The 26,325-nt window shown below is 67.8% G+C and carries 26 protein-coding genes and 1 pseudogene; 16 read left to right on the forward strand and 11 right to left on the reverse strand.

The features are described from left to right. Positions 1-108 precede the first annotated feature (108 nt). Genes OG716_RS09600 through OG716_RS09610 form a run of 3 tightly spaced genes read left to right on the forward strand, consistent with a single transcriptional unit; the run spans position 109 to position 2,497 of the window. The gene (locus tag OG716_RS09600; protein WP_405137295.1) at positions 109-1,119 is read left to right on the forward strand and encodes a YncE family protein; all 1,011 of its coding nucleotides are present in this window, start codon (positions 109-111) and stop codon (positions 1,117-1,119) included. Beyond that, a complete protein-coding gene (locus tag OG716_RS09605) occupies positions 1,119-1,385 on the forward strand; it encodes a DUF5703 family protein (protein ID WP_355121451.1) in 267 nt (88 codons plus the stop codon). Before OG716_RS09600 ends, OG716_RS09605 begins: the two co-directional genes overlap by 1 nt. 32 nt (positions 1,386-1,417) lie before the next feature. Further along, positions 1,418-2,497, forward strand: coding sequence for a quinone-dependent dihydroorotate dehydrogenase (locus tag OG716_RS09610; RefSeq protein WP_405139611.1), 1,080 nt, complete (start codon positions 1,418-1,420; stop codon positions 2,495-2,497). 104 nt (positions 2,498-2,601) lie between these two features. On the opposite strand, the gene OG716_RS09615 is transcribed toward OG716_RS09610, so the two are convergent. Next, positions 2,602-3,027, reverse strand: coding sequence for a hypothetical protein (locus OG716_RS09615; protein WP_405137296.1), 426 nt, complete (start codon positions 3,025-3,027; stop codon positions 2,602-2,604). A gap of 166 nt (positions 3,028-3,193) precedes the next feature. After that, positions 3,194-3,469: a hypothetical protein gene (locus tag OG716_RS09620; RefSeq protein ID WP_355121447.1), complete on the reverse strand. Its 276-nt coding sequence runs from the start codon at positions 3,467-3,469 to the stop codon at positions 3,194-3,196. Positions 3,470-4,024: 555 nt separating this feature from the next. Between OG716_RS09620 and OG716_RS09625 the strand changes: the two genes are divergently transcribed. Beyond that, positions 4,025-5,581, forward strand: a complete 1,557-nt coding sequence (locus OG716_RS09625) for a carbohydrate kinase family protein (protein WP_405137297.1) — start codon at positions 4,025-4,027, stop codon at positions 5,579-5,581. A gap of 7 nt (positions 5,582-5,588) precedes the next feature. On the opposite strand, the gene OG716_RS09630 is transcribed toward OG716_RS09625, so the two are convergent. Continuing rightward, entirely contained in the window at positions 5,589-6,203 is a 615-nt protein-coding gene (locus tag OG716_RS09630; protein ID WP_405137298.1) for a GTP cyclohydrolase, read from the reverse strand. A 205-nt stretch (positions 6,204-6,408) separates the two neighbouring features. Here OG716_RS09630 and ribA point away from each other — a divergent pair, with 205 nt between their 5' ends. Continuing rightward, the gene (gene ribA / locus OG716_RS09635; RefSeq protein ID WP_405139613.1) at positions 6,409-7,317 is read left to right on the forward strand and encodes a GTP cyclohydrolase II RibA; all 909 of its coding nucleotides are present in this window, start codon (positions 6,409-6,411) and stop codon (positions 7,315-7,317) included. Between the two features lie 139 nt (positions 7,318-7,456). Next, positions 7,457-9,286: an AMP-dependent synthetase/ligase gene (locus tag OG716_RS09640; RefSeq protein ID WP_405137299.1), complete on the forward strand. Its 1,830-nt coding sequence runs from the start codon at positions 7,457-7,459 to the stop codon at positions 9,284-9,286. A 117-nt stretch (positions 9,287-9,403) separates the two neighbouring features. Here OG716_RS09640 and OG716_RS09645 read toward each other — a convergent pair whose 3' ends face one another. The 3 genes from OG716_RS09645 to OG716_RS09655 form a co-directional block, all read right to left on the reverse strand. Continuing rightward, positions 9,404-9,940 (reverse strand): YbhB/YbcL family Raf kinase inhibitor-like protein, encoded by a 537-nt coding sequence (locus OG716_RS09645; RefSeq protein ID WP_405137300.1) that lies wholly within the window; start codon positions 9,938-9,940, stop codon positions 9,404-9,406. A 24-nt stretch (positions 9,941-9,964) separates the two neighbouring features. Further along, positions 9,965-11,314, reverse strand: a complete 1,350-nt coding sequence (locus OG716_RS09650) for a M20/M25/M40 family metallo-hydrolase (protein WP_405137301.1) — start codon at positions 11,312-11,314, stop codon at positions 9,965-9,967. 387 nt (positions 11,315-11,701) lie between these two features. Beyond that, the gene (locus tag OG716_RS09655; RefSeq protein WP_405137302.1) at positions 11,702-12,919 is read right to left on the reverse strand and encodes a hypothetical protein; all 1,218 of its coding nucleotides are present in this window, start codon (positions 12,917-12,919) and stop codon (positions 11,702-11,704) included. Between the two features lie 178 nt (positions 12,920-13,097). Between OG716_RS09655 and OG716_RS09660 the strand changes: the two genes are divergently transcribed. The 3 genes from OG716_RS09660 (at position 13,098) to OG716_RS09670 (ending at position 16,382) form a co-directional block, all read left to right on the forward strand. Then, complete coding sequence (locus OG716_RS09660) at positions 13,098-14,099, forward strand: phospholipid scramblase-related protein (protein WP_405137303.1); 1,002 nt, start codon at positions 13,098-13,100, stop codon at positions 14,097-14,099. Positions 14,100-14,182: 83 nt separating this feature from the next. Next, the gene (locus OG716_RS09665) at positions 14,183-14,491 is read left to right on the forward strand and encodes a hypothetical protein (RefSeq protein WP_405137304.1); all 309 of its coding nucleotides are present in this window, start codon (positions 14,183-14,185) and stop codon (positions 14,489-14,491) included. Positions 14,492-14,915: 424 nt separating this feature from the next. Then, complete coding sequence (locus OG716_RS09670; RefSeq protein WP_405137305.1) at positions 14,916-16,382, forward strand: FAD-dependent oxidoreductase; 1,467 nt, start codon at positions 14,916-14,918, stop codon at positions 16,380-16,382. A gap of 400 nt (positions 16,383-16,782) precedes the next feature. Here OG716_RS09670 and OG716_RS09675 read toward each other — a convergent pair whose 3' ends face one another. From OG716_RS09675 to OG716_RS09685, 3 genes and pseudogenes are all read right to left on the reverse strand, one after another. Then, positions 16,783-18,006, reverse strand: a complete 1,224-nt coding sequence (locus OG716_RS09675) for a hypothetical protein (protein WP_405137306.1) — start codon at positions 18,004-18,006, stop codon at positions 16,783-16,785. Further along, the gene (locus OG716_RS09680) at positions 18,003-18,224 is read right to left on the reverse strand and encodes a hypothetical protein (RefSeq protein ID WP_327139593.1); all 222 of its coding nucleotides are present in this window, start codon (positions 18,222-18,224) and stop codon (positions 18,003-18,005) included. Before OG716_RS09680 ends, OG716_RS09675 begins: the two co-directional genes overlap by 4 nt. 161 nt (positions 18,225-18,385) lie before the next feature. Then, positions 18,386-18,604: pseudogene (locus OG716_RS09685) on the reverse strand (GMC oxidoreductase); the annotation flags it as partial. A gap of 131 nt (positions 18,605-18,735) precedes the next feature. On the opposite strand from OG716_RS09685, the gene OG716_RS09690 reads away from it, so the two are divergent. Then, a complete protein-coding gene (locus OG716_RS09690; protein WP_405137307.1) occupies positions 18,736-19,866 on the forward strand; it encodes a glycosyltransferase in 1,131 nt (376 codons plus the stop codon). Positions 19,867-20,034: 168 nt separating this feature from the next. On the opposite strand, the gene OG716_RS09695 is transcribed toward OG716_RS09690, so the two are convergent. Both OG716_RS09695 and OG716_RS09700 read right to left on the reverse strand, forming a co-directional pair. Beyond that, a complete protein-coding gene (locus tag OG716_RS09695; protein ID WP_405137308.1) occupies positions 20,035-21,150 on the reverse strand; it encodes a hypothetical protein in 1,116 nt (371 codons plus the stop codon). A gap of 105 nt (positions 21,151-21,255) precedes the next feature. Further along, entirely contained in the window at positions 21,256-21,612 is a 357-nt protein-coding gene (locus tag OG716_RS09700) for an ArsR/SmtB family transcription factor (RefSeq protein WP_405137309.1), read from the reverse strand. A gap of 92 nt (positions 21,613-21,704) precedes the next feature. On the opposite strand from OG716_RS09700, the gene OG716_RS09705 reads away from it, so the two are divergent. The 6 genes from OG716_RS09705 to OG716_RS09730 all read left to right on the forward strand — a co-directional run bounded on the left by OG716_RS09705 (position 21,705) and on the right by OG716_RS09730 (position 26,289). Then, positions 21,705-22,490 carry an SDR family oxidoreductase gene (locus tag OG716_RS09705; protein WP_405137310.1) on the forward strand — a complete coding sequence of 262 codons (786 nt, stop codon included), beginning with the start codon at positions 21,705-21,707 and terminating at the stop codon, positions 22,488-22,490. 143 nt (positions 22,491-22,633) lie between these two features. Then, on the forward strand, positions 22,634-23,128 hold the full coding sequence (locus OG716_RS09710; RefSeq protein ID WP_405137311.1) for a hypothetical protein: 495 nt from the start codon (positions 22,634-22,636) through the stop codon (positions 23,126-23,128). 25 nt (positions 23,129-23,153) lie between these two features. Continuing rightward, positions 23,154-23,711: an AAA family ATPase gene (locus OG716_RS09715; protein ID WP_405137312.1), complete on the forward strand. Its 558-nt coding sequence runs from the start codon at positions 23,154-23,156 to the stop codon at positions 23,709-23,711. A 143-nt stretch (positions 23,712-23,854) separates the two neighbouring features. Then, positions 23,855-24,013: a hypothetical protein gene (locus OG716_RS09720; protein WP_405137313.1), complete on the forward strand. Its 159-nt coding sequence runs from the start codon at positions 23,855-23,857 to the stop codon at positions 24,011-24,013. Between the two features lie 163 nt (positions 24,014-24,176). After that, complete coding sequence (locus OG716_RS09725; RefSeq protein ID WP_405139615.1) at positions 24,177-24,974, forward strand: SPFH domain-containing protein; 798 nt, start codon at positions 24,177-24,179, stop codon at positions 24,972-24,974. Positions 24,975-25,041: 67 nt separating this feature from the next. Next, positions 25,042-26,289: an MFS transporter gene (locus tag OG716_RS09730; RefSeq protein ID WP_405137314.1), complete on the forward strand. Its 1,248-nt coding sequence runs from the start codon at positions 25,042-25,044 to the stop codon at positions 26,287-26,289. Positions 26,290-26,325: the final 36 nt, after the last annotated feature.

Genomic DNA, 26,325 nt, shown 5'->3' on the forward strand with positions numbered 1-26,325 from the left:
TTCGATGGATTCGGTTGCCATGCTCCCCACGGTCGGCTTCGTGGGTACCGCGCGCTACGTTTACATGAAGAAGAACGCATGGTTCATTTGTGGTTAGGAGTTCATTGCATGCGCCGTCGCGGCTTGATCCGGTCGGTCCTCGCGGGCGCGATCGCGGTGACGGTACTGGCCGGTTGTTCCTCCAAGGACGACGCCGACAAACCGACCCGGGATCCGGTCGCCGCGGCCGTGGCGCCGGAAGCGGTCGCCGCGCCCGCCGGTGCGGTGACGCCCAGTGCGCCGATTCGCGATCTGCTGGCAGATCCGGGCACCGGAATTCTCGCCTCGATCACCGATCCGGGCACCACGCTGCAGCTGCTCGCGCAGCCCGGCGGGACCCTGCGCACGGTGACCCTGCCCGGGGCGGCCGCAGCGCTCTCGCTGGGCAAGCCCGGGGAGTTCCTGATCGCGGTGCCCGGCAAGATACTTCGCGTCGATGCCGCCTCCGGCGCACTGACCGAGGTGAAGGTCGACGGCGATGTGCACGCGGCCGCGGTGCGCGCCGGCGGTGATCTGATCGCCGGGCTCGCCAGCGGCAAGGTACTCGTGCTGGCCCCCGATGGCGCTGTGCGAGAGACCATTTCGGGTCTGGTGTCCGCCGATGCCATCGACACCAGCACCGATACCGTGGTGGTGCTCGACCGCCACCAGACCGCCCTGGCCGAGCTGAACCTGGCCGATCACCGCCTCGGGTTGACCCTGCGCGCCGGGGACGGGGCCGCCGAGATGATCGGTGATCACTTCGGCCGCCGCATCGTCACCGATACCGCCGGTGGCCAGCTGCTGGTCTACACGGCCGATCCTTTGGTCCTGCGCCAGGGTTTCCCGGTAGGCTCTTCGCCCTACGCACTCGCCTACGACAAGCGGTCCGAGACCGTGTGGGTGACGCTGACAGGCAGTAACGAAGTCGTCGGCTACGACCTGTCGACGGGTATACCGGTAGAGGTGGGCCGCTATCCCACAGTGCGCCAGCCCAACACGGTGACCATCGACGACCGCACCGGTGACCTGTTCGTGGGATCCGGGACCGGTGACGGTCTGCAACGGATCGGCGCGGACCAGCGGAAGAGAGGGCAGTGATGGCTCGGGCATCACGATCAGCGCGGCAATCGCGACCGATACCGGCAGGCTGGGAGCATTCCAGCGATGACGAGTACGAATACGTGCCGCTACGGCTCCCCCCGGACATGAATCGCGTGACCGCCTCCATGCGCCTGGCCATTCAGGCCGAATTCGGTGGCTGGGAGCTGTCGCGGGTGCGTGCCTACACCGACGGCAGCCGCCGGGTGCTGCTGCGCCGCCGCAAGAGTTCCCTGCTATCCCCGACACCCGAGGCGGTGATGTGACCCGCATGGCCTTCACGAATATCGGCGAACGCCTGTATGCCCTGCTGCTGAAGGTGATGTTCCTGCTCCCGCCGGAACGCATCCATCATCTGGCCTTCGGTGCGATGAAGCTGTCGACCCGGTTCGCGCCGGGCCGGTGGGTGACCTCGACACTGCTGGTGGCGCAGGATCCGGTGCTGGCCTCGCGGGTGTTCGGGGTGGATTTCCCGAGCCCGCTGGGCCTGGCGGCCGGCTTCGACAAGGACGCCGAGGGCGCCGAGGTGTGGGGTCCGCTCGGTTTCGGCTATGCCGAGATCGGCACGGTCACCGCGCAGGCGCAGCCGGGCAATCCGGCGCCGCGACTGTTCCGGCTGCCCGCCGACCGGGCGCTGATCAATCGCATGGGCTTCAACAATCACGGCGCCGCAGCGGCCGCGCGGTATCTGGCCACGCGCCGCCCCGGCGGTATTCCGATCGGCGCGAATATCGGCAAGACGAAGGTCGTGGAGGCCGCCGATGCCGCCGCCGATTACGCCGTCAGCGCGACACTGCTGGGCCCGCTGGCCGATTTCGTGGTCGTGAACGTCAGCTCCCCGAACACCCCGGGCCTGCGTGATCTGCAAGCGGTCGATTCGCTGCGCCCACTGCTGCGGGCGGTGCTGGACAGTGTGTCGGTGCCGGTGCTGGTGAAGATCGCCCCCGATCTGTCCGACGAGGACATCGATGCGGTGGCCGACCTCGCGGTGGAGCTGGGTCTGGCCGGAATCGTGGCCACCAACACCACGATTCGCCGCGACGGGCTGCGCACGAATGCCGACGAGGTCGCCGCGCTCGGTGCCGGCGGGCTGTCCGGCGCACCGGTCGCGGACCGTTCGCTCGAGGTATTGCGCCGGCTGTTCGCGCGCGTCGGGGACCGGCTGGTGCTCATCTCGGTCGGCGGGATCGAAACCGCGGACCAGGCCTGGGAGCGCATTCTCGCCGGAGCCTCACTGCTGCAGGGCTATACGGGCTTCATCTACGGCGGTCCGTTCTGGGCACGTCGCATTCATCACGGTCTGGCGATCAAGCTGCGCGCACACGGCTACTCCAGCCTGTCCGAGGCGGTCGGCGCGGGGCACACCGCCCGGGCCTGACCGGATCAGCGCCGGTTTCGACTCGCGAAGGCAGGTTGGTCGCGGCCCGGCGCGCGGGCTGGTGCGCGGCGGGCACGTGTGCGGTCGAGGCAGTACCGGGTCGGTCAGGCCCACAGGTGCTGGGAGCGGGCACCCGTGGTGGCGGGCGCGTAGGTCGCGGTGAACCAGCCGGTGAGCATCGGCTCGGGCAACTGCGGCAGCGGCGGCAGTTCGGCGTCGGCCGGGCAGGGCGGGAGCGTCTCGCGGTGCATGCGCTCGGCCAGGCGCTGCGCCAGCATGACCACCGCGTGCTCGACCAGGATGCCCAGCCGGGCGGCGCGTTCGGCGGCCTCGGAGTGTGCGGCATCGTCGAAGACCACCTCCGGATCGGACAGGATTTCGTCCAATTCCATTCCGGCATGCGCCTGTTCCCGGGTCAGTCGCTGTTCGGGTAGCCAGCTCAGGGACCACACCTGCTCCCCCTGTGCACACCGTGCGAATTCGGGGGTGATGTCACTGGTCATCTCCCGCTGATTGATATCGATTGTCACTGCTGGGTCCTCCCTGGGCGAACTGTATGTGTTCTTCGTCGATTACCGAGCGGTCGGTATTTCACCACCTACCGAACCGCCCGATGTGCCGGGAATTCATTGCTGCATACGGCAACTCCCCACCCGTCCGCGTGTCACTGTGCGGCCTCGCCGGTGAGGTCTGCGCTCATCTGCCCCGCTCCATCATCCGCTGATGCAGCACGGCCATGACATGTTTCACCGAGGTTCCCAATTCCCCGGCCAGCGTCTCCGCCCGCGCGCCCGGCTCCGCCGGCCCGCTGCACAGCTCGGCCAGTTCCATTGCATCCCTGGCCTGTCCAAAGGTCAACAACACCTCCGGCCACCAGCTCAACTCCCACGCCGGTTCACCCCGGTCGGCGCGCCGGCGCGCCCATTCGGGGCAGAAGCTGCTGGTGATCGAACGGCTGCTCTCATAAATCACGACGGTCTCCCTGTGGGTGAGGTGTCGTCGCGGGCGCCCGGTGTCCGGGATGCCGGAAGGGGCCGATCGAAATGTGTTGATCGGCTGGAGATGTCGCTACCCACGTGTGGTCTGCGTGGATGGAGCGGGCGACGACGGATGGCCGGTTTTCGCTGCGCCGGAAAATCTCGCCGGTCTAGCCGGCGAATGCGATCTCGGCCTCGGTATCGGATTCGCTCGCCGCTGCGCGCCGCCGCCGGAAATGCCGAACCAGGAAAATCACTCCGAACACCAGGACCTCCGAAACTGTCTGGTGGGGGCGAAACTTCGCCAACTCCAGTATGGCATTTGCCGGACACTTCGCGGCATTTGCCTTTGTCTCAGCGGGATTGACGTTTTACCTGGTCGGTAAACATGTTCGGCGGTATCGTTGGGGCGGCAGCGCACACTCTGCCGCCCGGCGAACGATTCATCGAGAACGCCGCATTGTGTCTCGGAACCTTCCCCGACGACCATCCGGCCGGGCCTCGAATCAGTCTGCGGTGCGGGTGCATTCGAGTGGGAGGTGAGGGCGGTATGACGACTCCGGGTCCTCCGCACAGCATCGACGTTCATGCGGTACGCGGGATTCTCGAGCGGCTGCGCAAGCTCTCGGGCATGCGGGGGGAGCGCAACCTCAGTGTCGATATCGGCCCGCTGCTGAAGCTGGTGATCGTGCGCCGCTACGCGCATCTGGCCGGGACGACGCCCGAGGAAGCCCTCCCCCATGCGATCCGCTACCTCGCCGGAAGACTCGCTGCGACAGATCAACTGATCATCGACGCCGAGCTGTGCCTGGAAATGTTGTCGGCCGTGCTGCCCGCCGCACTCTCGGACCGGTTGTACGGTCCGAACCTGGGCATGCGCCGTCGCTGTCTGGCGGAGAACTGGCAGGTGCTCTACGAAGCGGTGCGGGCTCCCGCGGAGCGATCGACCCCGACCGCGCGTGCGCTGCGGGCGGGCGCTCCCGAGACGGAGGCGTTCACCGCGCTCAGCACGCTGCTCATCTCCGAATCCGTGGTTCCGGCAGCGGAAGTGCGGGGCGCGCGGGAGCGCTCGACGGTGGTCGTGGTCGGCGACGCGGCCTGGGACCGCATTCACACCGTCGAGACCTTCCCCCGGCCGGGCTCCTCGCTTTTCGGCGATTTCGACGAGCACCCCGGCGGCAAAGGACTCAATCGCGCGGTGGCGCTGGCGCGCCTCGAGCTCGACGCGCGCCTGTTCGCCGCGGTCAGCAATGACGACAACGGGGAGAAGATCCTCACCTATCTGCACAGCGAGCATGTCGACACCAGCCTGATCCCGGTGATCTCCGGATATCGCACTCCGGTGGCGACCGTCATCATGTCGCACGACGGGAGTTACACCTCGATTGCCAACAAACAGGATCGAATCTGGTTCGCCGCCCGCGATATCGACGAACCGATTCGCCAGGCACTGCACGCGTCGGCGGCGGTCCTGCTGACCTTCGAGCAATCGGACGAAGTCATGGCCGAAGTGATCGACGCGGCGTCGCAGCCGCAGTCCCCGCCGTGGCTGCTGGTCAATGCCTCGCCGCCGCGACAGCTCTCGGAGCGGGTGCTGGCACTGCTGGGCAAGGTCGACTATCTCATCGGCACCGCGGACGAACTGGCCGGTATGAGGCCGGGCGGCACCTGTGCCGACACCACCCGGGAACTGCTCGAGCTGCAGGTCGGCGCCGTCGTGGTGATCGATGGGTCGCAGTGCGCCATTCACTTTCGCGACCGGGAGAGCATCGTCGCGCAGTTTCCGTCCGCCGCACCGGGTTCGGGATCGCTGCCGTCGTCGGTACGATCCGCGGGGCCGGTCGTTCGAGCGCCGGGAATGTCACCGGCCTTCATCTCCGCCTTGATCTACCGCTTGGTGACGCGGGTGCGTTCGGCCGATGCGGCACAGCGCCGGCACGACGATGAGCGAAATGTGGAGTGGGCCGCGGCCGCGGTCTCTGCGCGAGAGGATATTTCGAGCATTCCGGCCTCCATGCCGAGGATCGACGCCATCGACAAGCTCGCCGACGGCGAGGATTCCGGTGCCGCGACCGCACAGGACGTAGCCGGGAACCTGCGCCGCTGACCGGCCGCTAGAAGTCCATCGCCCACGGCGCGCGATCGGTGGGAATCCAGTGCCCGTACATGCGCTTGGCCTCCTGATACTCACGCTCGCGCGCGGTGCGCGGGTGCGTGCGCAACGGCACCACGGTGGCACGGATGCCCACCTTGGCGACCGCGCTGAGCTTGTGCGGATTGTTGGTGAGCAGCTGCACGGCCGTGAGGCCGAGATCCACCAAAGCCTGTGCCGCGTGGTTGTACTGGCGATCGTCGGCGGAGTAACCCAGCGACAGAAAGCTGGCGAAGGTATCCAACCCGGTGCGCTCGCTCTCACCGTAACCACGCGCCTTGGCGAGCAGGCCGTGTCCGCGCCCCTCCTGCTCGAGGTAGACCAGGATGCCCGATCCTTCCGCCTGAATGAGGTCGAGTGAGCGATCGAGCTGCGGTTTGCAGTCGCAATCCTGGAACCCCAGCGATTCGCCGTACAGACACCGGGAGTGGATTCTGACCAGGCAACCGTCGGAGATCGAACCGAAGGCCAGGACATGACCGGAGTCCTGGTCGGCGCGAATATCGGTGACCCGCACCCGCAATTCGCGGCCGTCACGGGTGCACCAGTGGCTGGCATGGTTGAGATTGGTCCACATGACCTGTCCTGGAACACTTTTCGCTGAGCAACCGGCCGTCACAGAATGGTAGGTCGACCGACTGCGGATATTGCGACATTCGACGCATATGCGCAGGTCGGCGAATTTTCGGCAAATTCGAGTCCCCATTCGACAGGCACAATCGACCGGTCGGCTGTACGGTTCTGCCGTGCCGACCATCCTTGGCAGCTCAGTCGTGTCCGACGTGTCCTCTCCGTCCCGAGCGCCAGTTCAGAATGAGCCAGATCGTCTCGCCGCGCAGACCGAGCACCAACTGACCCGCAGGGGCTCGGAATTGCGCGTGCGCGTAGTGGAATTCGATGACCGCGGTGCGGCCGGGCATGCGCTCCTGTTCGGCGATCCCGAGGTGCACTCCGATCCACTGGTCCGAATCCACTCGCGGTGCCTCTACGGCGACGCGCTGGAGTCCCAGGATTGCGATTGCGGTCCCGAACTGCAGCTGGCCATGAACAGGATTCAGTCCGAGGGTGTCGGCGTACTGATCTATCTCGAGCAGGAGGGTCGTGGCGCGGGACTGATCACGAAGGCGAAGGGACTGCGCATCACCCAGTTGCGACGGGTCGACACGTACGCCAGCTACCGCATGCTCGCGGTCGAGGACGATTCGCGCTGCTATGTGCAGGCCGCTGAATTCCTCGCCGCACTCGGCCCGGGGTCGGTACGGTTGCTGACCAACAATCCGGGCAAGGCGCAGGCCCTGCGCCGATCAGGACTGGCCGTCACTCCGGTTCCGCTGACAACGGTGCCGCGCAGTGCGCGCGCGATGGCCTATCTGGAGGCCAAGCGGCGGCTCGGCGGTCATCGGCTGCCCTCGCGGCTGGCGTGGCGAGTAGCCATCTGGGGCAGGCGAATCCTGGGGACGGTCATGGTCGGCGGCGCGCTGGCGGCGCCGTTCTTCGCCGGGCGGGAGGTTGTCGTGGCCAGTCAGAGCGTGGTGCTGATGGCATGGATGCTGACCCATCCCGCGGCTGCGACCGCGTGGATTCGCTCCCGAACGGCGATGCGGCGACTGTCGGGCCCGCGCACGCGTTCGCGGGCTTCGGCCGGAGCGGAGCAGATGGAGCGCGCGACACAGGCGCGACTTTCTGGCTAAGCTGAGTGAGCCGCGCCACAGCAGGGCGTGTGGCCATGTGCGTGGGTCGGTTGGGTGTCTTCTCGGACGTCGAGGTTCTCGCAGGTCGAATGGGTGCATGCGGGTGGCGGGTGAAGCGAGAGGCAATCGGAAAAGGGTTATGACGACAGACATCGGCTATCCGCACAAATCGGGCAAAACGGTTTTCACGATTCCGGCGGCGTTCCAGCAGACGCTGACGCTGCGTCCGGAGCAGGTCGCGATCCGCACCGTCGGCGGCACCCGGGAGATCACCTGGCGCGAGTACGGGCAGCACGTGCGCAGCATTGCGGCGGGGCTGGCCGGAATCGGGGTCACGCAGGGCGACACCGTGGGCATCATGCTGACCAACCGTCCCGAGTTCAATCTGGTCGACACCGCCGCCCTGCATCTGGGCGCGACCCCGTTCTCGATCTACAACACCTCCTCGGCCGAGCAGATCGCGCATCTGTTCACCAATGCCGAGAACAAGATCGTGATCACCGAACCGGCGTTCCTGGACGCCGTGCGCGGAGCGGGCGTGGAGCTCGAGCACATCGTGCTGGTCGAGGGCTCGGCCGCGGGCACGCTCACCCTCGCCGAGGTGGAGGCCGCGCCCGCCGCCGATTTCGACTTCGATGCCGCGTGGCAGGCGGTCAAATCCGACGATGTCGCCACCCTCATCTACACCTCCGGCACCACCGGCCCGTCCAAGGGCGTGGAGCTGACCCATCGCAATGTGGTCGCGCAGATCGTCGGACTCGTCTCGGGCCCGCTGACGGTCGGCCTCGACGACCGCTCGGTGTCGTATCTGCCCGCCGCCCATGTGGCAGACCGCATTTCCGGGCACTGCGCCAATCTGTTCACCGGTGTGCAGATGACCTGCGTGCCGGACCCGCGCGAAATCGCCGCCGCCCTGCCCGATGCCCGCCCCACCGCCTTCTTCGGCGTGCCGCGGGTGTGGCAGAAGATCAAGGCAGGTATCGACGCCAAGCTCGCCACCGAGCCCAGCCCGGTGAAGAAGGCGCTGGCGAACTGGGCCATCGGCGTCGGCATCAGTGCCGCGCGCGCCGACCTGTCCGGCGGCGGGCGCGGGCTGCTGCTGGATGTGCAGCACAAGCTGGCCGACGCCCTGGTGCTGTCGAAACTGCGGGAGGCCTTGGGTTTCGGTGAACTGAAGGTCGCGGCCTCGGGCGCGGCGGCCATTCCGCCGGAGACCCTCGAGTACATGCTCGGGCTCGGGTTCGTGGTCACCGAGGTGTGGGGCATGTCGGAGACCTCCGGCGTCGGCACCTACACCCCGATGAACAAGCCCAAGCCCGGCACCGTCGGAATCCCGCTGCAGGGCACCGAGATCCGCCTCGGCGAGGACGGCGAGCTGCTGCTGCGCGGCGATATCGTCACCCACGGGTACCGCAAGATGCCGGAGAAGACCAAGGAGGCCATCGACGGCGACGGCTGGCTGCACACCGGTGATGTGGCGACCATCGACGGCGACGGGTACGTCACCATCGTCGATCGCAAGAAGGAACTCATCATCACCGAGGCGGGAAAGAACCTCTCGCCCACCAATATCGAGAACACCGTGACCTCGGCGTCCTCGCTGGTCGGCCAGGTGGTGGCGATCGGTGAGGCCAAGCCGTACATCGCCGCGCTCATCGTGCTCGACCCCGATACCGCCGCGGTGCGCGCCAAGGCCCTGGGCATCCCGGAGGCCGATCTGAAGACGCTCTCCGCGCGCCCGGAGATCATCGCCGAGGTGAAGGCCGCGGTGGCCGCTGCCAATACGAAACTCGCACGCGTGGAACAGATCAAGCGCTTCGTGCTCCTCGAGCAGGGCTGGGAGCCCGGCGGTGACGAGCTGACCCCCACCCTCAAGCTCAAGCGCAACCCGATCACCAGCAAGTACGCGGCCGAGATCGCCGCGCTCTACACCACCCCCGCCCCGGACAATGTCGTGAACCTGTCCTGATCGGCACTGTCTGACGGCACTGGATATGACTGTGGCCCTGGACCAATTGTCCAGGGCCACAGTCATATCGAGCCCGTCATCCCGGTTGCTTTCGGCCGGGATCCACGGCCGCGAACTCTACTTCTGCTCGTGCGTGCCGATCAGGGTGGCGCGGCCGATGGCATTGAGGAACAGGTTGAAACCCAGGTAGGCGGGCGAGGCGCTCTCGTCGACCTCGAGTTTGTCCACGCCGACCGCGTGCACGACCACGAAGTAGCGGTGCGGTCCGTGTCCGGCGGGCGGGAAGGCGCCGGTGTACTCGTGCAGGCCCGCGTCATTGCGCAGCACGACCGCGCCCGCGGGCAGGACGCCGCCCTTGCTGCCCTGGCCGGTCTCGAGGCTGGTGGTGGTGACGGGAATATTGGCCACCACCCAGTGCCAGAAACCCGAGGCGGTCGGGGCGTCCGGGTCGAAGACGGTGACGGTGAAACTCTTTGTCTCCGCGGGGAATCCGGACCAGCTCAGCTGCGGCGAAATATCCTTGCCACCCGCGCCGCCGAGCGCGCTGACCTGATCCAGGTGCAGCGGCTGCCCCTCGGTGAGATCGCTCGAGGTCAGGGTGAACTCGGGCAGTTGCGGCAGCGGGGCGTAGGGGTTATAGGTGTAGTCGGGCACGCGATGTCCTCTCGAAAGGTCGGCTCAGCAGTTCAGCAGGAAGTGTTCCAGCACGCTCGCCCCGAATTCCAGCGATGCCACCGGAACCCGCTCGTCGACGCCGTGGAACAGGGCGGTGAAGTCCAGCTCCGGGGGCAGCTGCAGCGGTGCGAAGCCGAAGCAGCGAATCCCTATCCGCGCGAAGGCTTTCGCGTCGGTGCCGCCGGAAAGCATGTAGGGCACGGTGCGCCCGTCCGGATCGTGCGCGAGGATGGCGGCGTTCATGGCATCGACCAGGTGCCCGTCGAAAGTCGTTTCGTACGAGTCGAGTTCGGTGATCCACTCGCGCTCGACATCGGGGCCGATGAGCTTGTCGACCTCCTTCTCGAATTCGGCCTGCCGGCCCGGCACCACGCGGCAGTCGATGACGGCCTCGGCGGTCTGCGGAATCACATTGGCCTTGTATCCGGCCTGCAGCATGGTCGGATTGGCGGTATCGCGCAGGGTGGCGCCGATGATGCGGGAGATGGTGCCCAGCTTCGCCAGCTGCCCTTCGATATCGGAGCTGGCCGGATCGAACTGCAGTCCGGACTCCTCGGTGACGGCGGCCAGGAATTCGGCCACCGAATCGGATACCACGAGCGGGAAGGTGTGCGTGCCCAGGCGCGCCACCGCCTGCGCCAGAATCGTGACGGCATTGTCCTCGTGCAGGAACGAGCCGTGCCCGGCACGCGCCTTGGCGCGCAACCGCATCCAGCCCAGCCCCTTCTCCGCGGTCTCGACCAGGTACAGCCGCCGCTCGGTGCCGTCCGGGCGCGGCACGGTCAGCGAGAAACCGCCGACCTCGCCGACCGCCTCGGTAATTCCGGCGAACAGATCGGGCCGATTGTCCACCAGCCACTGCGAACCCCAGCGGCCGCCGTTCTCCTCATCGGCCAGGAAGGCGAAGACGATATCGCGCGGCGGCACCGTGCCCTCGATCTTGAACTGCCGGGCCACGGCCAGCATCATGCCGACCATATCCTTCATATCGACCGCGCCGCGGCCCCAGACGTAGCCGTCGCGGACAGCGCCGGAGAACGGGTGCACACTCCAGTCGCCGGCCTCGGCGGGCACCACATCCAGATGCCCGTGCATCATCAGCGCGCCGCGGCTCGAGTCCGCACCCTTCAAACGCGCGAACACATTGCCGCGCCCGTCCGCGCCGGACTCCACATACTCGGTGGTGTACCCGGCCTGATGCAGTTGATCGGCCACCCATTGCGCGCATTCGCGCTCACCCTTGGTGGTCTCGAGTTCGCCGGTATTGGAGGTATCGAACCGGATCAGCGCGCTGACCAGGTCCACCACCTCGGAGACGGCGCGGGACGTACGAGGTTCGCCAGTTTCGGACACGTCCCTTTCCTACCACCTCGCCGCCGCCCCGCCCCCGAGTGCCGTCGCGCGGTGGTGTCGCCCGCGCAGGTGAGCCCCACCCGCGCGAATTCGAATCAACCTTCGCGCAAGGGTTTCCACCCGGCATCGCCGCACGCCGACGCGTCGGGGCCAGGGCGCGGATCTGCGCGAGCAATCGCCCGGCGACCAGATCGAACGGTTCCACGACCGCGCACGCCACGTTGTGGCCGGTCTTCCTCCGACCGGCATTCCGCACAGCCGGAGGCCGGCGGAGGCAGCGGCCGTCGCCCGGCACGGCGTCTCCATCGAGGCGGTTCGTGTCCGACAGCGGCCGGGTCGTGTTCCGCGGGCCGGGCTCGGGTCAGCGCAGCACGCGCAGGGTCATGGTCAGCGCAGCACGCGCAGGGTCATGGTGAGGGTGGCCAGCAGGGACTCGAGGCTCTGGTCGGCGATGCGGCGTTCCAGGATCTCCGGATCGAGGCGGGTGGAGGTGGCCCAGAGCTCGCCGAGGTGGGCCTGCACGTCGACATCGGTGGCGGCCAGCACCCACAGCAGCGGCGCCCACAGGCGGGCGGCCTGGGCGATGGCGGGCAGCATGATCAGGGTCGAGGGGTCCAGCCGGGCCAGGCGGGTGCCGGCGCGGCGGCGTACTTCGGCGGGGGTGCGGGCCAGTGGTTCCAGCACACCGCGCCACAGGGCCAGTTCGCTGCTGCCGTCGACGGCGGCGATCAGGGCTTCGGCGCTCTCGCCGATCACCGGGTTGAAGGCCAGCCGGGTCAGGGCGGACGGGCTGAGCTGACCGGCGAAGCGGAGCAGATCGTCGGTGGCGTCGGCGGCCAGGAAGGTGGTGAGCAGATCGGCGATGGCCGAGGGCGGCGCGACCTCGAAGAGGATGTCACCGACCGCCTCGACGACATCGGGCGCGCAGCGGGCGAAGACCGACAGCGCAGCCAGCCGCAGCTCCTTGGATCCGTTGAGCACGGTGCCCAGCAGTTTCGGAACGCGGTGGCCGGGACCTGAGAGCAGTTGCCGCACTATGGCGCTGATGCTCTCACCGGAGTAGGCGTATGCGGCCGAGTGGATCAGGCCCTCGTCATCGGGAACGCCCTCCTCGACCGCGAGCACCAATTCGGGTGTGGCATAGGCCAGGAACGGCCCGGCGGTGATGTAGTCGCGCCGGCGCAGCAGTTCGTTCACGATCTCGATGACCGGTGCGGTCGGGGCGTCCCCGGCGAGCTGGCCGACGGTGCGCGGATCCAGATAGGGCGCGCAGTCGGCCGCGTAGTTGATGCTCAACCGCAGCAGCGCGTCCACGGCCTTGCCCGGATGCTGCACGCCGACCGCGCCCGCCGCGCGCCCGGTCATGGTGGGCGGCACCATGCGCTGCACGATGGGGATGGAAATGCTCAGCGGAATGATCGGCACCAGTGTGCTGATGCGTTCGAAAACCGGTGTGTGCTGGTCGAAGAGCGCGCCGGATATGCGCTGCTGCAGTTCGTGCAGCCGGGACGCGCCCAGGCGTTCCAGATGTGCGAGCCGTTCGACCGGGACGTGCAGGGTCCTTGCCAGGAGTACCAGCTGTGCGCGGGTCACCAGATCGGTCATAGGCCCGCCCGGGTCGGTGAGGTTCCGCCATAGGCGAATTCGACTGTGGCAGACATGCTTTCCCCGTCCTCGGAGCCCGTGGTCCGGACTCCCCGTATTCGACCGCTCATCATAGGCGGGCAGATGCGGCGAAAAAGGCAAAAGGTGCAGACTCTCAGTAGCTCGTTAGGATGCGGCCATGAGTCATCCCCCGGGTTGGTACCCCGAGAGTCCAGGTTCTGCCGTCCTGCGGTGGTGGGACGGCAGCCAATGGACGAATCACACCCAGCCGCAGCAACACCCGGCGAAGCCGCAGCAACCGAAGGCCGCCCAGCAGCCGCAAGGGCAGCAGCAGTACAGCCAGCAACAGCAGGGCCAACAGCAGCCGCAGGGGCAGCAGCAGCAATACGGTCAACAGCCGCAGCAGCAATACGCGCAAGGCCGGCAGCAATACGCGCAGGGGCAATACGCGCAGCAGCAGTATCCGCCGCGCAGCGATGCGCACCCGTGGGAGCTGGAAGTCGGCGCGGCGAACAATCCCGCCGATATCCAGCGCCAGGTGCGGCAGCAGGCCGGGGTGAACGCCGCGCAGGCGGGCGGCGGCACCGTGTTCACCGAGCCGATTCTGGTGGTGAACCAGAAGGTCAAGCTCATCGAAATGGCCAATGAGTACAGCGTTTTCGACCAGAACGGCCGCCAGATCGGCGCGGTGGTGGAGGTCGGGCAGAGCGCGCTCAAGAAGGCCGTGCGCTTCATGTCCAGCTACGACCAGTTCATGACGCACAAACTGGAGATCCGTGACGGCCACGGCCAGACCCTGCTGCGTGTCACCCGCCCGGCCAAGATTCTCAAATCGCGCTTCCTGATCGAGCACGGCAGCGGCGCCCCCATCGGTGAGATCATCCAGGAGAACATGATCGGCAAGATCAACTTCTCCTTTGTGGTGAACGGTCAGCAAATCGGCGGTATTCGCGCCGAGAACTGGCGCGCCTGGAATTTCGCCATCCACGACCACACCGGCCAAGAGGTCGCCCGCATCACAAAAACCTGGGAGGGCCTGCTCAAGAACATGTTCACCACCGCCGACAACTACGTCGTGCAACTCCACCACCAACTCCCCCAGCCCCTTCTGTCGATGGTCGTCGCCTCCGGCCTGGCCATCGACACCGCCCTGAAACAGGATTCACGCGGCTGGAACTGACACCCCGTCCGGGCGCGGCCGGCACCGAAAACCGAGCCCACCGCGCCCCGGCGGCGCGGGCGTCGTATACCTGCGCGGTAGGCGTGCACCCCCTCACCGGCGCGGTCGACCCCGATATCGAACTCACCGACGGCACCCGCCTGAGCGAGCACTTCGCCACCGGCACCGGCATCCTCCTGGACCTGACCGACTCCGCCGAGCTCCGCGCGATCGCCGCCCGCTGGCCCGATCGCCTCACCGTTGTCACCGCCAAAGCAGCTCAACCCCGCGAACTCTCGGCCCTGCTCATCCGCCCCGACGGCATAGTCGCCTGGGCCGGCGACACCGCCGCCGACGGCCTCCCCGAAGCCCTGTCCCGCTGGTTCGGCACCCCGCTGCCCGCCGCCGGCTGATCAGATCGGTCTGAGCGGTCAAAAAGCACCCTCACAGCGCGAAATATGCCGCGTAGCCCCGATTTTTACCGGTGAGGCCGGATCTGACCGCGTCTCACCGCGCAGACGCTCACGGTGACCGCTTGCCCGGCGCAGTTGTCGGCCGCTGCGCCGGAGGCGGTTTTGTGTGGGCCCGGCCGACTCGCTGTGCGAATGCTCATGGTGACTACTTGGCCGGCACAGGTGCCCGGTGAAACTGTCGGTCGCTGCGCGGGGTGCGATTGAGGGTGGCCGCCCGGCTCACTTGCCGTGTGAAGGCTTGTGCGGACGTCCGCAGCGCAGGGCGAATCAGTGCGGGAGGTCCCGCTCAGTGGGAGGGGCGTTTTCGGACGGGGTGTGGTCTGGGACCGTTCGCAGGCAGGACGAACGGAAGGGTAGTGCTGTCATGAGCGAATCCGGATCCCGTGGGTGGGATGTCGAAACCGATGTTGTCGTAGTGGGTTTCGGGGCGGCGGGATGTTCGGCCGCTATCGCCGCGCACGATGCCGGGGCGCAGGTGCTGGTGTTGGAGAAGATGGCGGCCGGGAGGGAGGGCGGCAGTACGCGGGTGTCCGGGGCGGTGTGGTTCGAGAATCGGGATCCGGAGCGGGCCGCCACCTATCTGCGCAGTCTCAGCGCCGGGCGGCCGGTGCCGGAGCCGGTGGTGCAGACGTGGGCACGGGAGACCGCCCGCAATACCGAATGGATGCAGAGCCTGGGCATCACGGTCGGATTGGCGGTCCCGGCGCCGCCGGAGTATCCCGAACTCGAGGGCAGCGATGTGATGACCGGCTGGATCGGGGTGGACGGCAAGATGGGCGGCGGCCTGCTGTGGTCCGCGCTCGCCGAGGCCGTGCGCAGCCGCGGTATCGAGGTGCGATTGCGGACTCCCGCAAGGGAATTGGTGGTCGAGGACGGTGTCATCACCGGGTTGCTGGCCACCGCCGCCGACGGGACCGGCCTGCGCATCCGCGCCCGCCGCGGAATCGTGCTGGCCACCGGCGGTTTCGAGGCGGACCCCGGCATGGTGCGCGACCACCTCGGTCTCACCGATCCGGTGATCTGGGGATCGCCCGCCGCCACCGGTGACGGCCACCGCATGGCACTGCAGGCCGGCGCCGACCTGTGGCATATGGCGAACATGATGACCCTGCCCGGATTACGCGCTCCCGGTTACGAAGCCGGGTTCTACACCGCGTTCCCGTACTCCAAGGCCTACATCTACCTCGGCCGCGACGGTCGCCGCTGCTGCAATGAAACCGTTGCCCTGCGCCACGGCCACGCCCGTATCCACGGCAGCTACCAGCTCTTTCCCACCGAACCGATGGTCATCCTCTTCGACGAATCCGCCCGCCGCGCAGGCCCGATCGTCCCCGGCCGTGACGTTCTCGCGGTCAGCTGGGCCCAGCAGATCGAAGGCTACGACTGGAGCCCCGACAACACCGCCGAAATCGACAAGGGCTGGATCCACCGCGCCGGCACTCTCCCCGAACTCGCCGCCCTGCTCGATGTGGACCCGAACACCCTGCAACACACCGTCGACCGCTACAACGCCGCCTGCGCAGCCGGCGCCGACGACCAATTCTCCCGCCACCCCCGCACTCTCGCCCCGCTCACCGAAGCCCCCTACTACGCCTTCTCCTCCGCCCCGATTTTGGCCTGGAGCAACGGCGGCCCCCGCCGCAATGAAAACGCCCAAGTCCTGGACCCTTTCGGCGAAGTAATCCCCGCCCTCTACGCCGCCGGCAACCTCAGCTCCACCTACTCCTGGTCCAAAGACGGCGGCTTCCACATTGCCGACGCCCTGGCCTTCGGCCGCACCGCCGGCCACCACGCCGCCACCCACCACCCCCGAACGCCGAGCGGGCTCTGATGGAGGCGACACGCCGGGTGGATTCAGGCGGTCGATGCAACAGTAGGTGGGTTCAACAGTAGTTGGTTGAGGATGTAGGCGGGCGTGCGGAAGCCGTGTCGTTTGCGGGGTCTGGTGCAGCCGGTGTAATCCGGGCCGAATCGGTGGCCGCGGCGGCCGGTGGCAAAGGACTGCTCCTGACCGTGCTGCTCGATCACGCGTCGGTGCACGAAACCCTGGATCCGGTCGCCGCCGATCTTGCGGGCCGCGACTGGATCAACCTGAACAGCACCAGCCCCGAGCAATCCCGGGAGCTGGCGGGCTGGGCCACGGTGCGGCCGCGTTCGCGCGCACGGTCGAGGAATTGCGCTGAGTACCAGCACGTCCCGTCTGCTCGCTCGGGAGTGTTGCGGCGTTGCCCTCAGTGCGTGATCTGCAAGGTCGCCATCAACGCCGAAAGTTGTTCGCCCAGGCCCAGATCCGCAATCCGCTGCAACATCTCCTGTCGCTCCGCATCGGGCAGCCCCGACCACGCCTCCCCGATCCGCGACTGTGCGTCGGGCTCGGCGGCCGCCAGCACGCGCAGCAGCGGGGGCCACAGGTGCGCGGCGGTCAGCACGCCGGGCACCCGCGCCAGCACCGCACTGTCGAACCGCGACACCTTCCCGCCGAGGCGGCGCGCGATCACCGGATCGACGCGTTCGGCCAATTCCAGCAGCCCCCGCCACACCACCGGCTCGGTATTGCCGTCGATCACGGCCGCCACGGCATCGATCGTCTCCGGTTCACCGATCACGGGATTGGCGGCGAGCAGATCCAGCGCGGCCGGGCTGAACTCGCCGATGAACCGCAGCGTCTCCGGCATCGCACCGGCGGTGACGAAGGCACGCACCAGTGCACCGATCTCCTGGGCGGACCCGGTATCGAACAGGATGTCGCCGATACCCGCGATCACATCGCGTTCGCAGCGCGAGAACACCGACAGCGCGGCGAGTTGCAGTTCGGTGGAACCGTTGATCATGGTCTGCACCAGCCGTGGAATCCGCTGTCCGAGCCCGTCGAGCAGCAGCCGCACCACCATGCTGATGCTCTCGCTGGAGTAGGCGTACGCCGCCGAGCGGATCAATCCCTCATCGTCGTCGGTGCCCTGCTCCACCGCCCGAATCAATTCCGGTGTGGCATAGGCGAGGAAGGGCCCGGCGGTCACATAGTCCTTGCGCCGCAGTATTTCGTTCACGATCGCGACGACAGGTCCCGGCGGCGCCACCTCCGCGAGCTGCCCGACGGTGTGCGGATCCAGGTACGGCGCACCGTCGGCGGCATACGAGGGTTTCAGCATGCCGACCGCCTCGGCCGCCTTGCGCGGATGATCGACACCGATCGCACCGGCCGCGCGCCCCGCGATCATCGGCGGAACGATGCGCTGCACCAGCGGCAGCGAAATACTCAGCGGAATGACCGGCACCAGCATGCTCAGTCGCGAGAATGTCGCATTGTGCTGAGCGAAGATCACTTTCGCCATGCGCTCCTGCAGTTCGTGCAGGTGCTGCGCACCCAGCTTCTCGAGGTGTTCGAGCCGCTCCACGGGCACGTGCAGCGTCCGCGACAGCAGCGTCAGCTGTGCCCGGGTGACCAGATCGCTCATCCGAGCTTGTTCCCGAACATGATCTTCTTGGCCGCGGTGCTCAGGGGCCACGGCAGCGCGCTGACGGTCTTGTCGACGGCCTCGACCATATCGGAGGTCTCGGTGCGCTGCGCCTGCCGGAAAACCTGCAGCAGATCGGCGGTTTCGGCTTCAGACAGCAGATCGAGCGCAGCCAGTGGCCCACCCAGTTCCCGCTCGAGTTCGGCTCTGGCTTCCATGATGCGTCCCCTGTTCCCCGAATGACCCGGATCACTCCGGTTTTCGTGTACCAAGGTGTACCAAGATCGCCTGCACCGCGCCAGTCCGGATTGTGCTGTTGTTCACCGCAGCTCGGCCCGATCGCATCGGCCGCCCGCAGTGCCATGGCCATGGCCATGGTGACCTGCGGGTTGACCCCGAGCGAGGTCGGCACCACCGAACCGTCCGCGATACAGAGCCCGGTGGCGCCGAACACGCGATGCTCGAAATCGACGACGGCGGTGCGCGCGTCCCCGCCCATGCGCGCGGTCCCCAGTGGATGCGGACCCGTCATGTGGGTTACGCCGTTGTCAGGCCGGACGGACGGCCGCGCCGACCACCGTGTTTCGCGCTGTCGCATTGCACTAGGGGTCCGGCCGGGCGAACGGTCGGTGGCGCCGGGCTTTCGGGTTGCGGCTTCTTCCGCTGGAGTTCATACGGCGTTGGTGCATCAGGTCCCGCAGGTAACCCGGTGCCCTGCACGATCAGCGAGTGCGCATCGTGCAGCTTGCGAACTTCTACGGTCCGCGCTCCGGGGGGCTGCGCACCGCACTGCATCACCTCGGCGCGGGATACGTCGCCGCCGGACACGAGGTGGTGCTGATCGTCCCCGGCCCGCGCCGGGGCGAGGAGTTGCTGCCCTCGGGGGTACTGCGAATCACCGTGCCCGCGCCCGCGATTCCGTGGACCGGCGGCTATCGCGCGGCCCATCCCCGGCGGGTGGCCGATGTGCTGGCCGGACTGCGCCCCGATGTGCTGGAGGTGTCGGATCGATTGACACTGCGCGGTTTCGGCAACTGGGCGCGCCGCCGCGATGTGGCGGGGGTGATGATCTCCCATGAGCGACTCGACCGCCTCCTGGGCCAGGTGCTGCCGGGCCCCGCCGCCCGCCGGGCCGCCGACGCCGCCAATCGCCGCACCGCCCAGAACTACGACATCGTCGTCTGCACAACGGAATTCGCCCGTGAGGAGTTTCAGCGCATCGACGTCCCGAATGTGGAACTGGTACCGCTGGGCGTCGACCTGGACATGTTCACCCCCGACCGACACGACCACCGCCTGCGCACCGACCTCGGTGCGGACGATCACGCCCTGCTGGTGCACTGCGGCCGCCTCTCGGTGGAGAAGCGCGTCGACCGCAGCATCGAAGCCCTCGGCCGACTGCGCCGCGAGGGCGTGAACGCCCGCCTGGTCGTGGCCGGTGAAGGCCCGCGCCGCGAAGCCCTCGAGCGCCGCGCCCGCACCATTCCGCCGCTGCACGACGGCCTTCCCGCCGTACATTTCACCGGATTCATCACCGACAGAACCGAATTGGCCACGCTGCTGGCCACCGCCGACGTCTCCCTGGCTCCCGGCCCCCACGAAACCTTCGGCCTCGCCGCCCTGGAAGCCCTCGCCGCGGGCACTCCCGTCGTCGCCAGCCGCTCCTCGGCCCTCGCCGATATCGTGACCGCCGACTGCGGCGCGGTAGCCGCCGATCACCCGAACGCCTTCGCCCGGGCGGTCACCGACGTCCTGTCCCGCCCCCTGTTGCAACGCCGCCAGGCCGCCCGCACCCGAGCCGAGCAATTCACCTGGCCCGCAGCGGTTTCCGGCATGCTCGACCTACTCGGCTCCGCCTGATCCACTCCTCGCCAGGCATCGACAGCGGGGAGATCGTGCCGTGCATTGCCGGACTCGGCTCCGTTCGGGTGGGCCCTGTGCTCACCGAGACGGCCGCGGGCCCTGTGCTCACCGAGGCCGCCGCAGGGCCGTCTGATTCCTGGAGCAGGCCTCGCGCGCGGGGCGGGATCAATCGCGGGCCGGGTCGGGGGTCCAGGGGATGTAGTCGCGGTCCTCGGCCTGGGCGCTGGTGCGGGCGGAATTGAGTTGGTAGGGCGTGATTCCGCCGGGCTGCCAGGGGCCGACCGAGCCGGAACTCAGGGCTGCGGCGGACTTGGGAACCAGGCCGATTTCCTTGCGTATCAGGGTGATCGGGCGATCGGCGAGAGTGAACCAGTCCAGGTCGAGGAAATCGTGGCTGCCGGTGGTGAGGGCGCCGCGGCGCAGGGCGTCGCCGAGACGCCCCGCCATGCCGGTGGCCTGCAGATGGCCCGCGTCCGCTTCGAAAAGCCCTGCGCCGGAACGCAGATACCCGGTCTCGAACAGGGAGATGACCATGGCGAGCAGGCTGAAGGCGCGTGGGTCGTCATTGGCGCGCGCCATGAAGGCGAACACCTCGATCTCGTTCTCCAGGGTGGTGCCGTATCCGGCGAGCACGTGCACCCAGTCGTGCTGGGCCAGCAGCGGCGGCGCGGACCCGGGCAGGCCGGGGGTGACGAAGCCGCGGTCGCGGTAGAAGTCGGCCACCCCGCGCCCGAGGGTGCCCATGGGCAGCTCACGCAGCTGCGCCCAGCGCCCGGCCAGTGCCGGATCGTCGACGACGGCGCTCCAGGAGCTGTCCAGCTCGCTGGTGTGCAGGGCGTTCAAGCGCGTGGTGTCGATCCCGCCCAGATAGCCGTTGCGGGAGAAATCCACCGCCGCAAGATCTTCCGCCCCCTCGGCGTATTTGCGGGCGACGGAGATCATATCGTCGTCCACGCCCAGCGCATCCGCGAACTGCTGCAGCTTGTCCGCGACACTGGCCGGCAGCGGCCGCACCACCAGCGCCGCCAGCAGCATGGTCTGAATGACCCGCTCCCGGAAGATCCGGTTGCGCCGGGTCAGCCCGGCCGCGTACTCCTGCGGGCTGATCGGCTCCAGCTCCGCCAACTCCACCGCATGCCCGGTCAGCGACAGGAACAGCGCCGGAATCAGCAACTGCTGCAGCGGCGTGAGCCCCTGCTCACCCTGCGCGGCGGTCGCCACGCCGCGGGCCACCAGCCGCACCTCCGTCGCATCGGGCGGAGTCAGAAGCACTTCACTCATCGGTTGAACCCTCCTGGCGTACTGCAAGCCGATCCACGCCATTGTGACCGTAGATCACGCGCGGCGCGTATCCGGTTCACTCTCGGCGTAGGCCGGCGGCCGCGGCTACGGCGTCGAAACATCCAGGCGTGCGCCTGATTCCGTCGAGGGTGTGCCGAGGGGTGGCGCTGCGGTCAGCACGGCGTCGAGCAGGCCCGGGAATCGCTGCTGAAGTTCCTCGCGGCGCAGCTCGACCAATTTGGTCCGCCCCTCCCGCCGCTCCCGGGTGATACCGGATTCGCGCAGCACCCGCCAGTGATGGGTGGCGGTGGGTTTGGTGACCGACAGCGGCAGGCTCCCGCAGGTGCGCGCCTGCTCGGACGCGGCGAGTTCGCGCACGATCAGCATCCGCACCGGGTTGCCCAGCGCGGCCAGGACATCTTCGACCGCGAGTCGATCCAGGTCGGGGTGATAAACGGTCACTGTTCGATTGTATGAGTTCTTTCTAACATTGCAATAGTTAGAAGATCTTCGTACAGTCGAACCGTCAGCGAAACTACCGAACGGAAGCACTCATGGATTTGGAACTGCAGGGCACCACCGCCGTCGTGACCGGCGCGAGCCGCGGCATCGGCCTGGCGATCGTGGAAGAGCTCATCACCCAGGGCGTCCGCGTCGCCGCGGGCGCGCGCACCGCGACCGATGAGCTGAAGCGCACCGGCGCGGAGGTGATCACCGCCGATCTCACCACTCCGGACGGCCCGGCCGAGTTCATCGCGCAGGCCACCGCCGCCCTGGGCGGGATCGACCTGCTGGTCAACAACCTCGGTGGCGGCGGCGACCACGACCTGCCCGCGACCTTCCTGGAATCCACCGATCGGCAGTGGGCCGAGATGTTCGAACTCAACTTCTTCAGCATGGTCCGCACCTCGCGCGCGGCCTTGCCGGCGCTCCTCGCGCGCGGCGGCGGGATCGTCAATTTCTCCTCGATCACCGCCCGCATTCCGCATACCTCGCCGCTCACCTACGCCGCCGCCAAGGGTGCGGTGAGCACCTTCAGCAAAGGTCTCGCCGAGGAGTTCGGCCCGCGCGGCGTCCGGGTCAACACCATCTCCCCCGGCCCGGTGCTCACCGAGCAGTGGACCGGCCCCGGCGGCACCGGCGCCAAATTCGCGGCCGCCCGCGGCGTCACCCAGGCGCAGTTGCTGCGCGAGATCCCCCGCGAGATGGGCGTCACCACAGGCGAATTCGCGCAGCCCCGGCACATCGCCGCCCTGGTCACCTATCTCGCCTCACCGCTGGCGGCGGCCATCCACGGCGCGGACTACGTCATCGACGGCGGCGCGATCAAGACCGTGTGATCGAGTCGCGGCGCGCCGAACCGCACGAATCCGGGCCGCCGCGTGTTTGTTTCGGTCCCGGCACACAACTGGCAGCACTCCGCGAGCGTGCCTAGAATTTATGGTTCGGCCCTCCGGCGTCCCGGCCCGAAGGGGGTTACCCCATGAATCCCGTTCCGTCCCACCCCGCACTCACCGCGGCGCAAGCCCGTCTCGCCGCCCTGGACCAGCAATTCCAGCCCGTCGCCATGATCGAGCACGATGAAGGCGCCGCCGCGGTGTTGCTGGAGAGCCGCGACTTCCGCGTGATCGTCATCGTCGCGAACCAGGACGGCGAGTGGGTCGCGCCCTCGTTCGTCGCCGGCACCCCCCGGCCCACATCGCGGGCGCGCCCGGCCCGAACGGCCGAACATCGGCCACTGCTGCGGATGAGTCGCTCGCGCGTCCGACATGCCGGAGCGGAGGGAAATTGGTCCGCGGTCCTGGGCACCGCCGCGGCCGATGCGACGACTCTGACCGTCATTTCGACCATCGACAGTTACACCGCGCCGATCGCACCCAACGGTTTGGCGTTCGCACTGGTTCGCACGCCGGCCGGTGAACATCCACTGATCCACGTCCACACCGCCGACGGTCGCATCCTGCCTGTCCGCTCCTGAATCCGGCGGCACTACGGTGATCACGATGACCACCCATGCCGCCGCACGCGTCCGTTCCGGTGTGCTGGTGGTGATTCGCGGCAATTCCGGCTCGGGCAAATCCACCACCGCCGGCATCGTGCAGCACCGCATGGCGCGCAGCAGCTGTGTAGTGGTGCCCCAGGATGTGGTGCGCCGCCAGATGACCTGGGAGCCCGAGGCGGAAGGGCGTCTCAATGTCGAATTGATCGAGCACATCGCACTGTTCGCCCTGACGCGCGGCCTGGTGGTGATCGTCGAGGGCATTCTCGATACGAACCGCTACGGAGCGATGCTCGAGCGCTTGGCCGCCGCCGCGGCGCACAGTCTGCTGTACGCCTTCGACCTCACCCTGGAGGAAACGCTCCTCCGCCATGCCGGCCGCCCACTGGCCGCGCAGGTGCCGCCCAGCATGCTCGCGCAGTGGTATCACGGCTGGCAGCCCCTGGGATTCGCCGCCGAGATCCGAATCGACTCCGGCTGGCCGCTCGACGCGATTGCCGACCGCATCCACGGCGATATCCTCGCCGCGCTCGCGCCGCCGCGTGATCCGTTGTCGCCGTGAGGTTCTGTTAGGAAACCGTCAACGGCGCCCTCTGGAGCACCGCCGACTTCCCCACCAAATGCGGCCTGCCTCGTCACCCACGATATCGAGGAGGCCGTCCTGCTGGCCGGCCGCGTCCTGGTGCTCGGCTCCACCCCGGCCGGGTGATCGCCGAGATCCACATCCCCCAAACCCGTCCGCGCCAGCGCCGCACGCTCGGCTTCGAGGCGCTGGTCGACGAGATCCACGGCCTGCTCACCGGCCGCGAACCGACCGGTCCTGACCGGCTGTACGGCGCGGTAGGTGCGGTGAGGGCATACTGAAAGCAGTCGGCCGGGATAGCTTCCGGCGAATCGCGGTGCATACATCCCCATAGCTACGACACCTCTAGCGGCGGCCGGCCTTCGATTCTCGTGAGGAGAAGTCGTGAAAGCCGTCATCGGGGTGGTTGTGGTCCTCGTGATCGTGCTGCTCATCGTGGTAGCAATGTCGATCCGGGTGATCTTCCAGTATCAGCGGGGTGTGCACTTCCGGCTCGGGAAGGTGATCGGCGTCCGGGAACCCGGACTGAATCTGATCATTCCGATCCTGGACCGGCTGATGAAGGTGTCGATGCGCATCGTCACCATGCCGATCCAATCGCAGGGCATCATCACCCGCGACAATGTCAGCGTCGATATCTCCGCGGTCGCCTACTTCCGGGTGGTGGACGCGGAGAAATCCGTCGTCGCGATCGAGAATGTGTACTCGGCCATCGATCAGATCGCGCAGACCACCCTGCGCAAGGTGGTCGGCAAACACAGCCTCGACCAGGCGCTCTCCGATACCGACAGCATCAACGCCGATATCCGGCAGATCCTCGACATCACCACGCTGGACTGGGGCGTGGAGGTCACGCTGGTCGAGCTCAAGGACATCCAACTGCCCGACAGCATGAAGCGCGCCATGGCCAAGCAGGCCGAGGCCGAGCGTGAGAAGAGAGCCAAAATCATTGCGGCCGAGGGTGAATCGCTGGCAGCGGCGGCACTCGGTGACGCCTCCGACATCATGATGGCGCACCCCCTCGCCCTGCAACTGCGCAATCTGCAGACACTGATCGAAATCGGCGTCGACAAGAACACCACGGTGGTGTTCCCGGCGCAGCTGATGAGCACGATGAACGATATCGGCGCCTTCTTCGCCCGGGAAACCACCGCTGCGGTCACCCCGATCGTGTCCGGATCGCCGCCGGTGACAGGACCTCCCGTGCCGGTGCACAACGGAGCGGGAGACACCACGCAATAGCCTGTCGCGACCCGGCCGCCGTCGATCATGAGGCGGCCGGGCTCCGGGAGTGGCAGACTCGTGCGCCATGGCCCCGCGGCGCGACCCGAGTCCGCCCGCCCGCCGGGCGAAGTGGCTCACACCCAATGTCCGAGTGCTGTCCGGTGTGAGTTTGCTGCAGGACACCGCCAGCGAACTGCTGTACCCGATCCTGCCGATCTTCCTCACCGTCACCCTCGGGGCACCGGTGGCGGTGGTCGGCGTGGTGGAGGGTGTGGCCGAAGGCATTGCCGCCCTGACCAGGATTGTCGCCGGGAGGCTCGGGGATCGGTATGCCAAGCGCCCGTTGATCGCCGCGGGCTACGGCCTTGCGGCGGTGGGAAAGGTACTGGTCGCCGTCGCGGGCAGTTGGCCGCTGGTGCTGGCGGGCCGCGGGGTGGACCGGATCGGGAAGGGCATTCGCGGTGCGCCGCGCGATGCACTGTTGATGGTGGACGCCGACCCCGCCTACCGGGGCCGGATCTTCGGATTCCACCGCGCGTCCGATACGGCGGGCGCGGTCCTGGGTCCCGCGATCGGCCTCGGACTCTACGAGGCGTTCGACCATGCCATCCGCCCACTGCTGCTGATCGCCGTGGTCCCGGCGGTGCTGTCGGTGGCACTGGTGGCCGTGGTGCGCGAAAACCGCACGGCGGCACAGGGTTCCACGGCGGCACAGGGTTCACCGCCCCCGGTCGCCGGATCGGCGGCGCGGGAGGCCTTGCCGGCGCGCCTGCGCCTACTCATCGGCGTGCTGACCGTGTTCTCACTGGTCAACTTCGCGGATGCGCTATTGCTGCTGCGCGCATACGAACTCGGCTTGTCGACCGCGGGGGTGATCTGCGCGTACATCTGTTACAACATCGCGTATGCCGGGCTCGCCTATCCGGCCGGCGCACTGTCGGATCGCATTCCGCGCCACCTGGTGTTCGCGCTCGGGCTGGTCTGCTTCGCCGCCGGATACCTCGGTCTCGGCCTCGTCGATTCACCCGCATGGGTGTTTCTGGTGCTGCCGATCTACGGCGGATTCGCCGCCGCCACCGATGGAGTCGGCAAGGCCTGGGTATCCGATCTCGCCCCGCCCGGCCGGCACAGCGGTGCGCAGGGGTTGTATCAGGGACTCACCGGCGGCGCGGTTCTCATCGCCGGGATCTGGGCCGGGCTGGCGTGGCAGGGCAACGGGCAACTCCCGCTGCTGATCTCCGGTGTGATCGGGCTGGCGCTCGCCGCGGCGCTGGCGATCGGTGGTCGTCGCCTGGCTGCACCGGTGGATCCATCCACGGCGGTCGTGCCTTGAATTGTCCGAGCCATGCCGGGTAGTGTCCGCGCGGTT

This window comes from Nocardia sp. NBC_01388 (genome assembly GCF_045040085.1).
GTDB lineage: Bacteria > Actinomycetota > Actinomycetes > Mycobacteriales > Mycobacteriaceae > Nocardia.

Excerpts from the sequence above, each read along its gene's own strand:
- OG716_RS09600 (WP_405137295.1), top strand. The coding sequence starts at position 109 with ATGCGCCGTCGCGGCTTGATCCGGTCGGTCCTCGCGGGCGCGATCGCG.
- OG716_RS09605 (WP_355121451.1), top strand. The coding sequence starts at position 1,119 with ATGGCTCGGGCATCACGATCAGCGCGGCAATCGCGACCGATACCGGCA.
- OG716_RS09625 (WP_405137297.1), top strand. The coding sequence starts at position 4,025 with ATGACGACTCCGGGTCCTCCGCACAGCATCGACGTTCATGCGGTACGC.
- OG716_RS09630 (WP_405137298.1), bottom strand. The coding sequence starts at position 6,203 with ATGTGGACCAATCTCAACCATGCCAGCCACTGGTGCACCCGTGACGGC.
- OG716_RS09640 (WP_405137299.1), top strand. The coding sequence starts at position 7,457 with ATGACGACAGACATCGGCTATCCGCACAAATCGGGCAAAACGGTTTTC.
- OG716_RS09655 (WP_405137302.1), bottom strand. The coding sequence starts at position 12,919 with ATGACCGATCTGGTGACCCGCGCACAGCTGGTACTCCTGGCAAGGACC.
- OG716_RS09660 (WP_405137303.1), top strand. The coding sequence starts at position 13,098 with ATGAGTCATCCCCCGGGTTGGTACCCCGAGAGTCCAGGTTCTGCCGTC.
- OG716_RS09670 (WP_405137305.1), top strand. The coding sequence starts at position 14,916 with ATGAGCGAATCCGGATCCCGTGGGTGGGATGTCGAAACCGATGTTGTC.
- OG716_RS09675 (WP_405137306.1), bottom strand. The coding sequence starts at position 18,006 with ATGAGCGATCTGGTCACCCGGGCACAGCTGACGCTGCTGTCGCGGACG.
- OG716_RS09680 (WP_327139593.1), bottom strand. The coding sequence starts at position 18,224 with ATGGAAGCCAGAGCCGAACTCGAGCGGGAACTGGGTGGGCCACTGGCT.
- OG716_RS09695 (WP_405137308.1), bottom strand. The coding sequence starts at position 21,150 with ATGAGTGAAGTGCTTCTGACTCCGCCCGATGCGACGGAGGTGCGGCTG.
- OG716_RS09705 (WP_405137310.1), top strand. The coding sequence starts at position 21,705 with ATGGATTTGGAACTGCAGGGCACCACCGCCGTCGTGACCGGCGCGAGC.
- OG716_RS09710 (WP_405137311.1), top strand. The coding sequence starts at position 22,634 with ATGAATCCCGTTCCGTCCCACCCCGCACTCACCGCGGCGCAAGCCCGT.
- OG716_RS09715 (WP_405137312.1), top strand. The coding sequence starts at position 23,154 with ATGACCACCCATGCCGCCGCACGCGTCCGTTCCGGTGTGCTGGTGGTG.
- OG716_RS09725 (WP_405139615.1), top strand. The coding sequence starts at position 24,177 with ATGTCGATCCGGGTGATCTTCCAGTATCAGCGGGGTGTGCACTTCCGG.
- OG716_RS09730 (WP_405137314.1), top strand. The coding sequence starts at position 25,042 with ATGGCCCCGCGGCGCGACCCGAGTCCGCCCGCCCGCCGGGCGAAGTGG.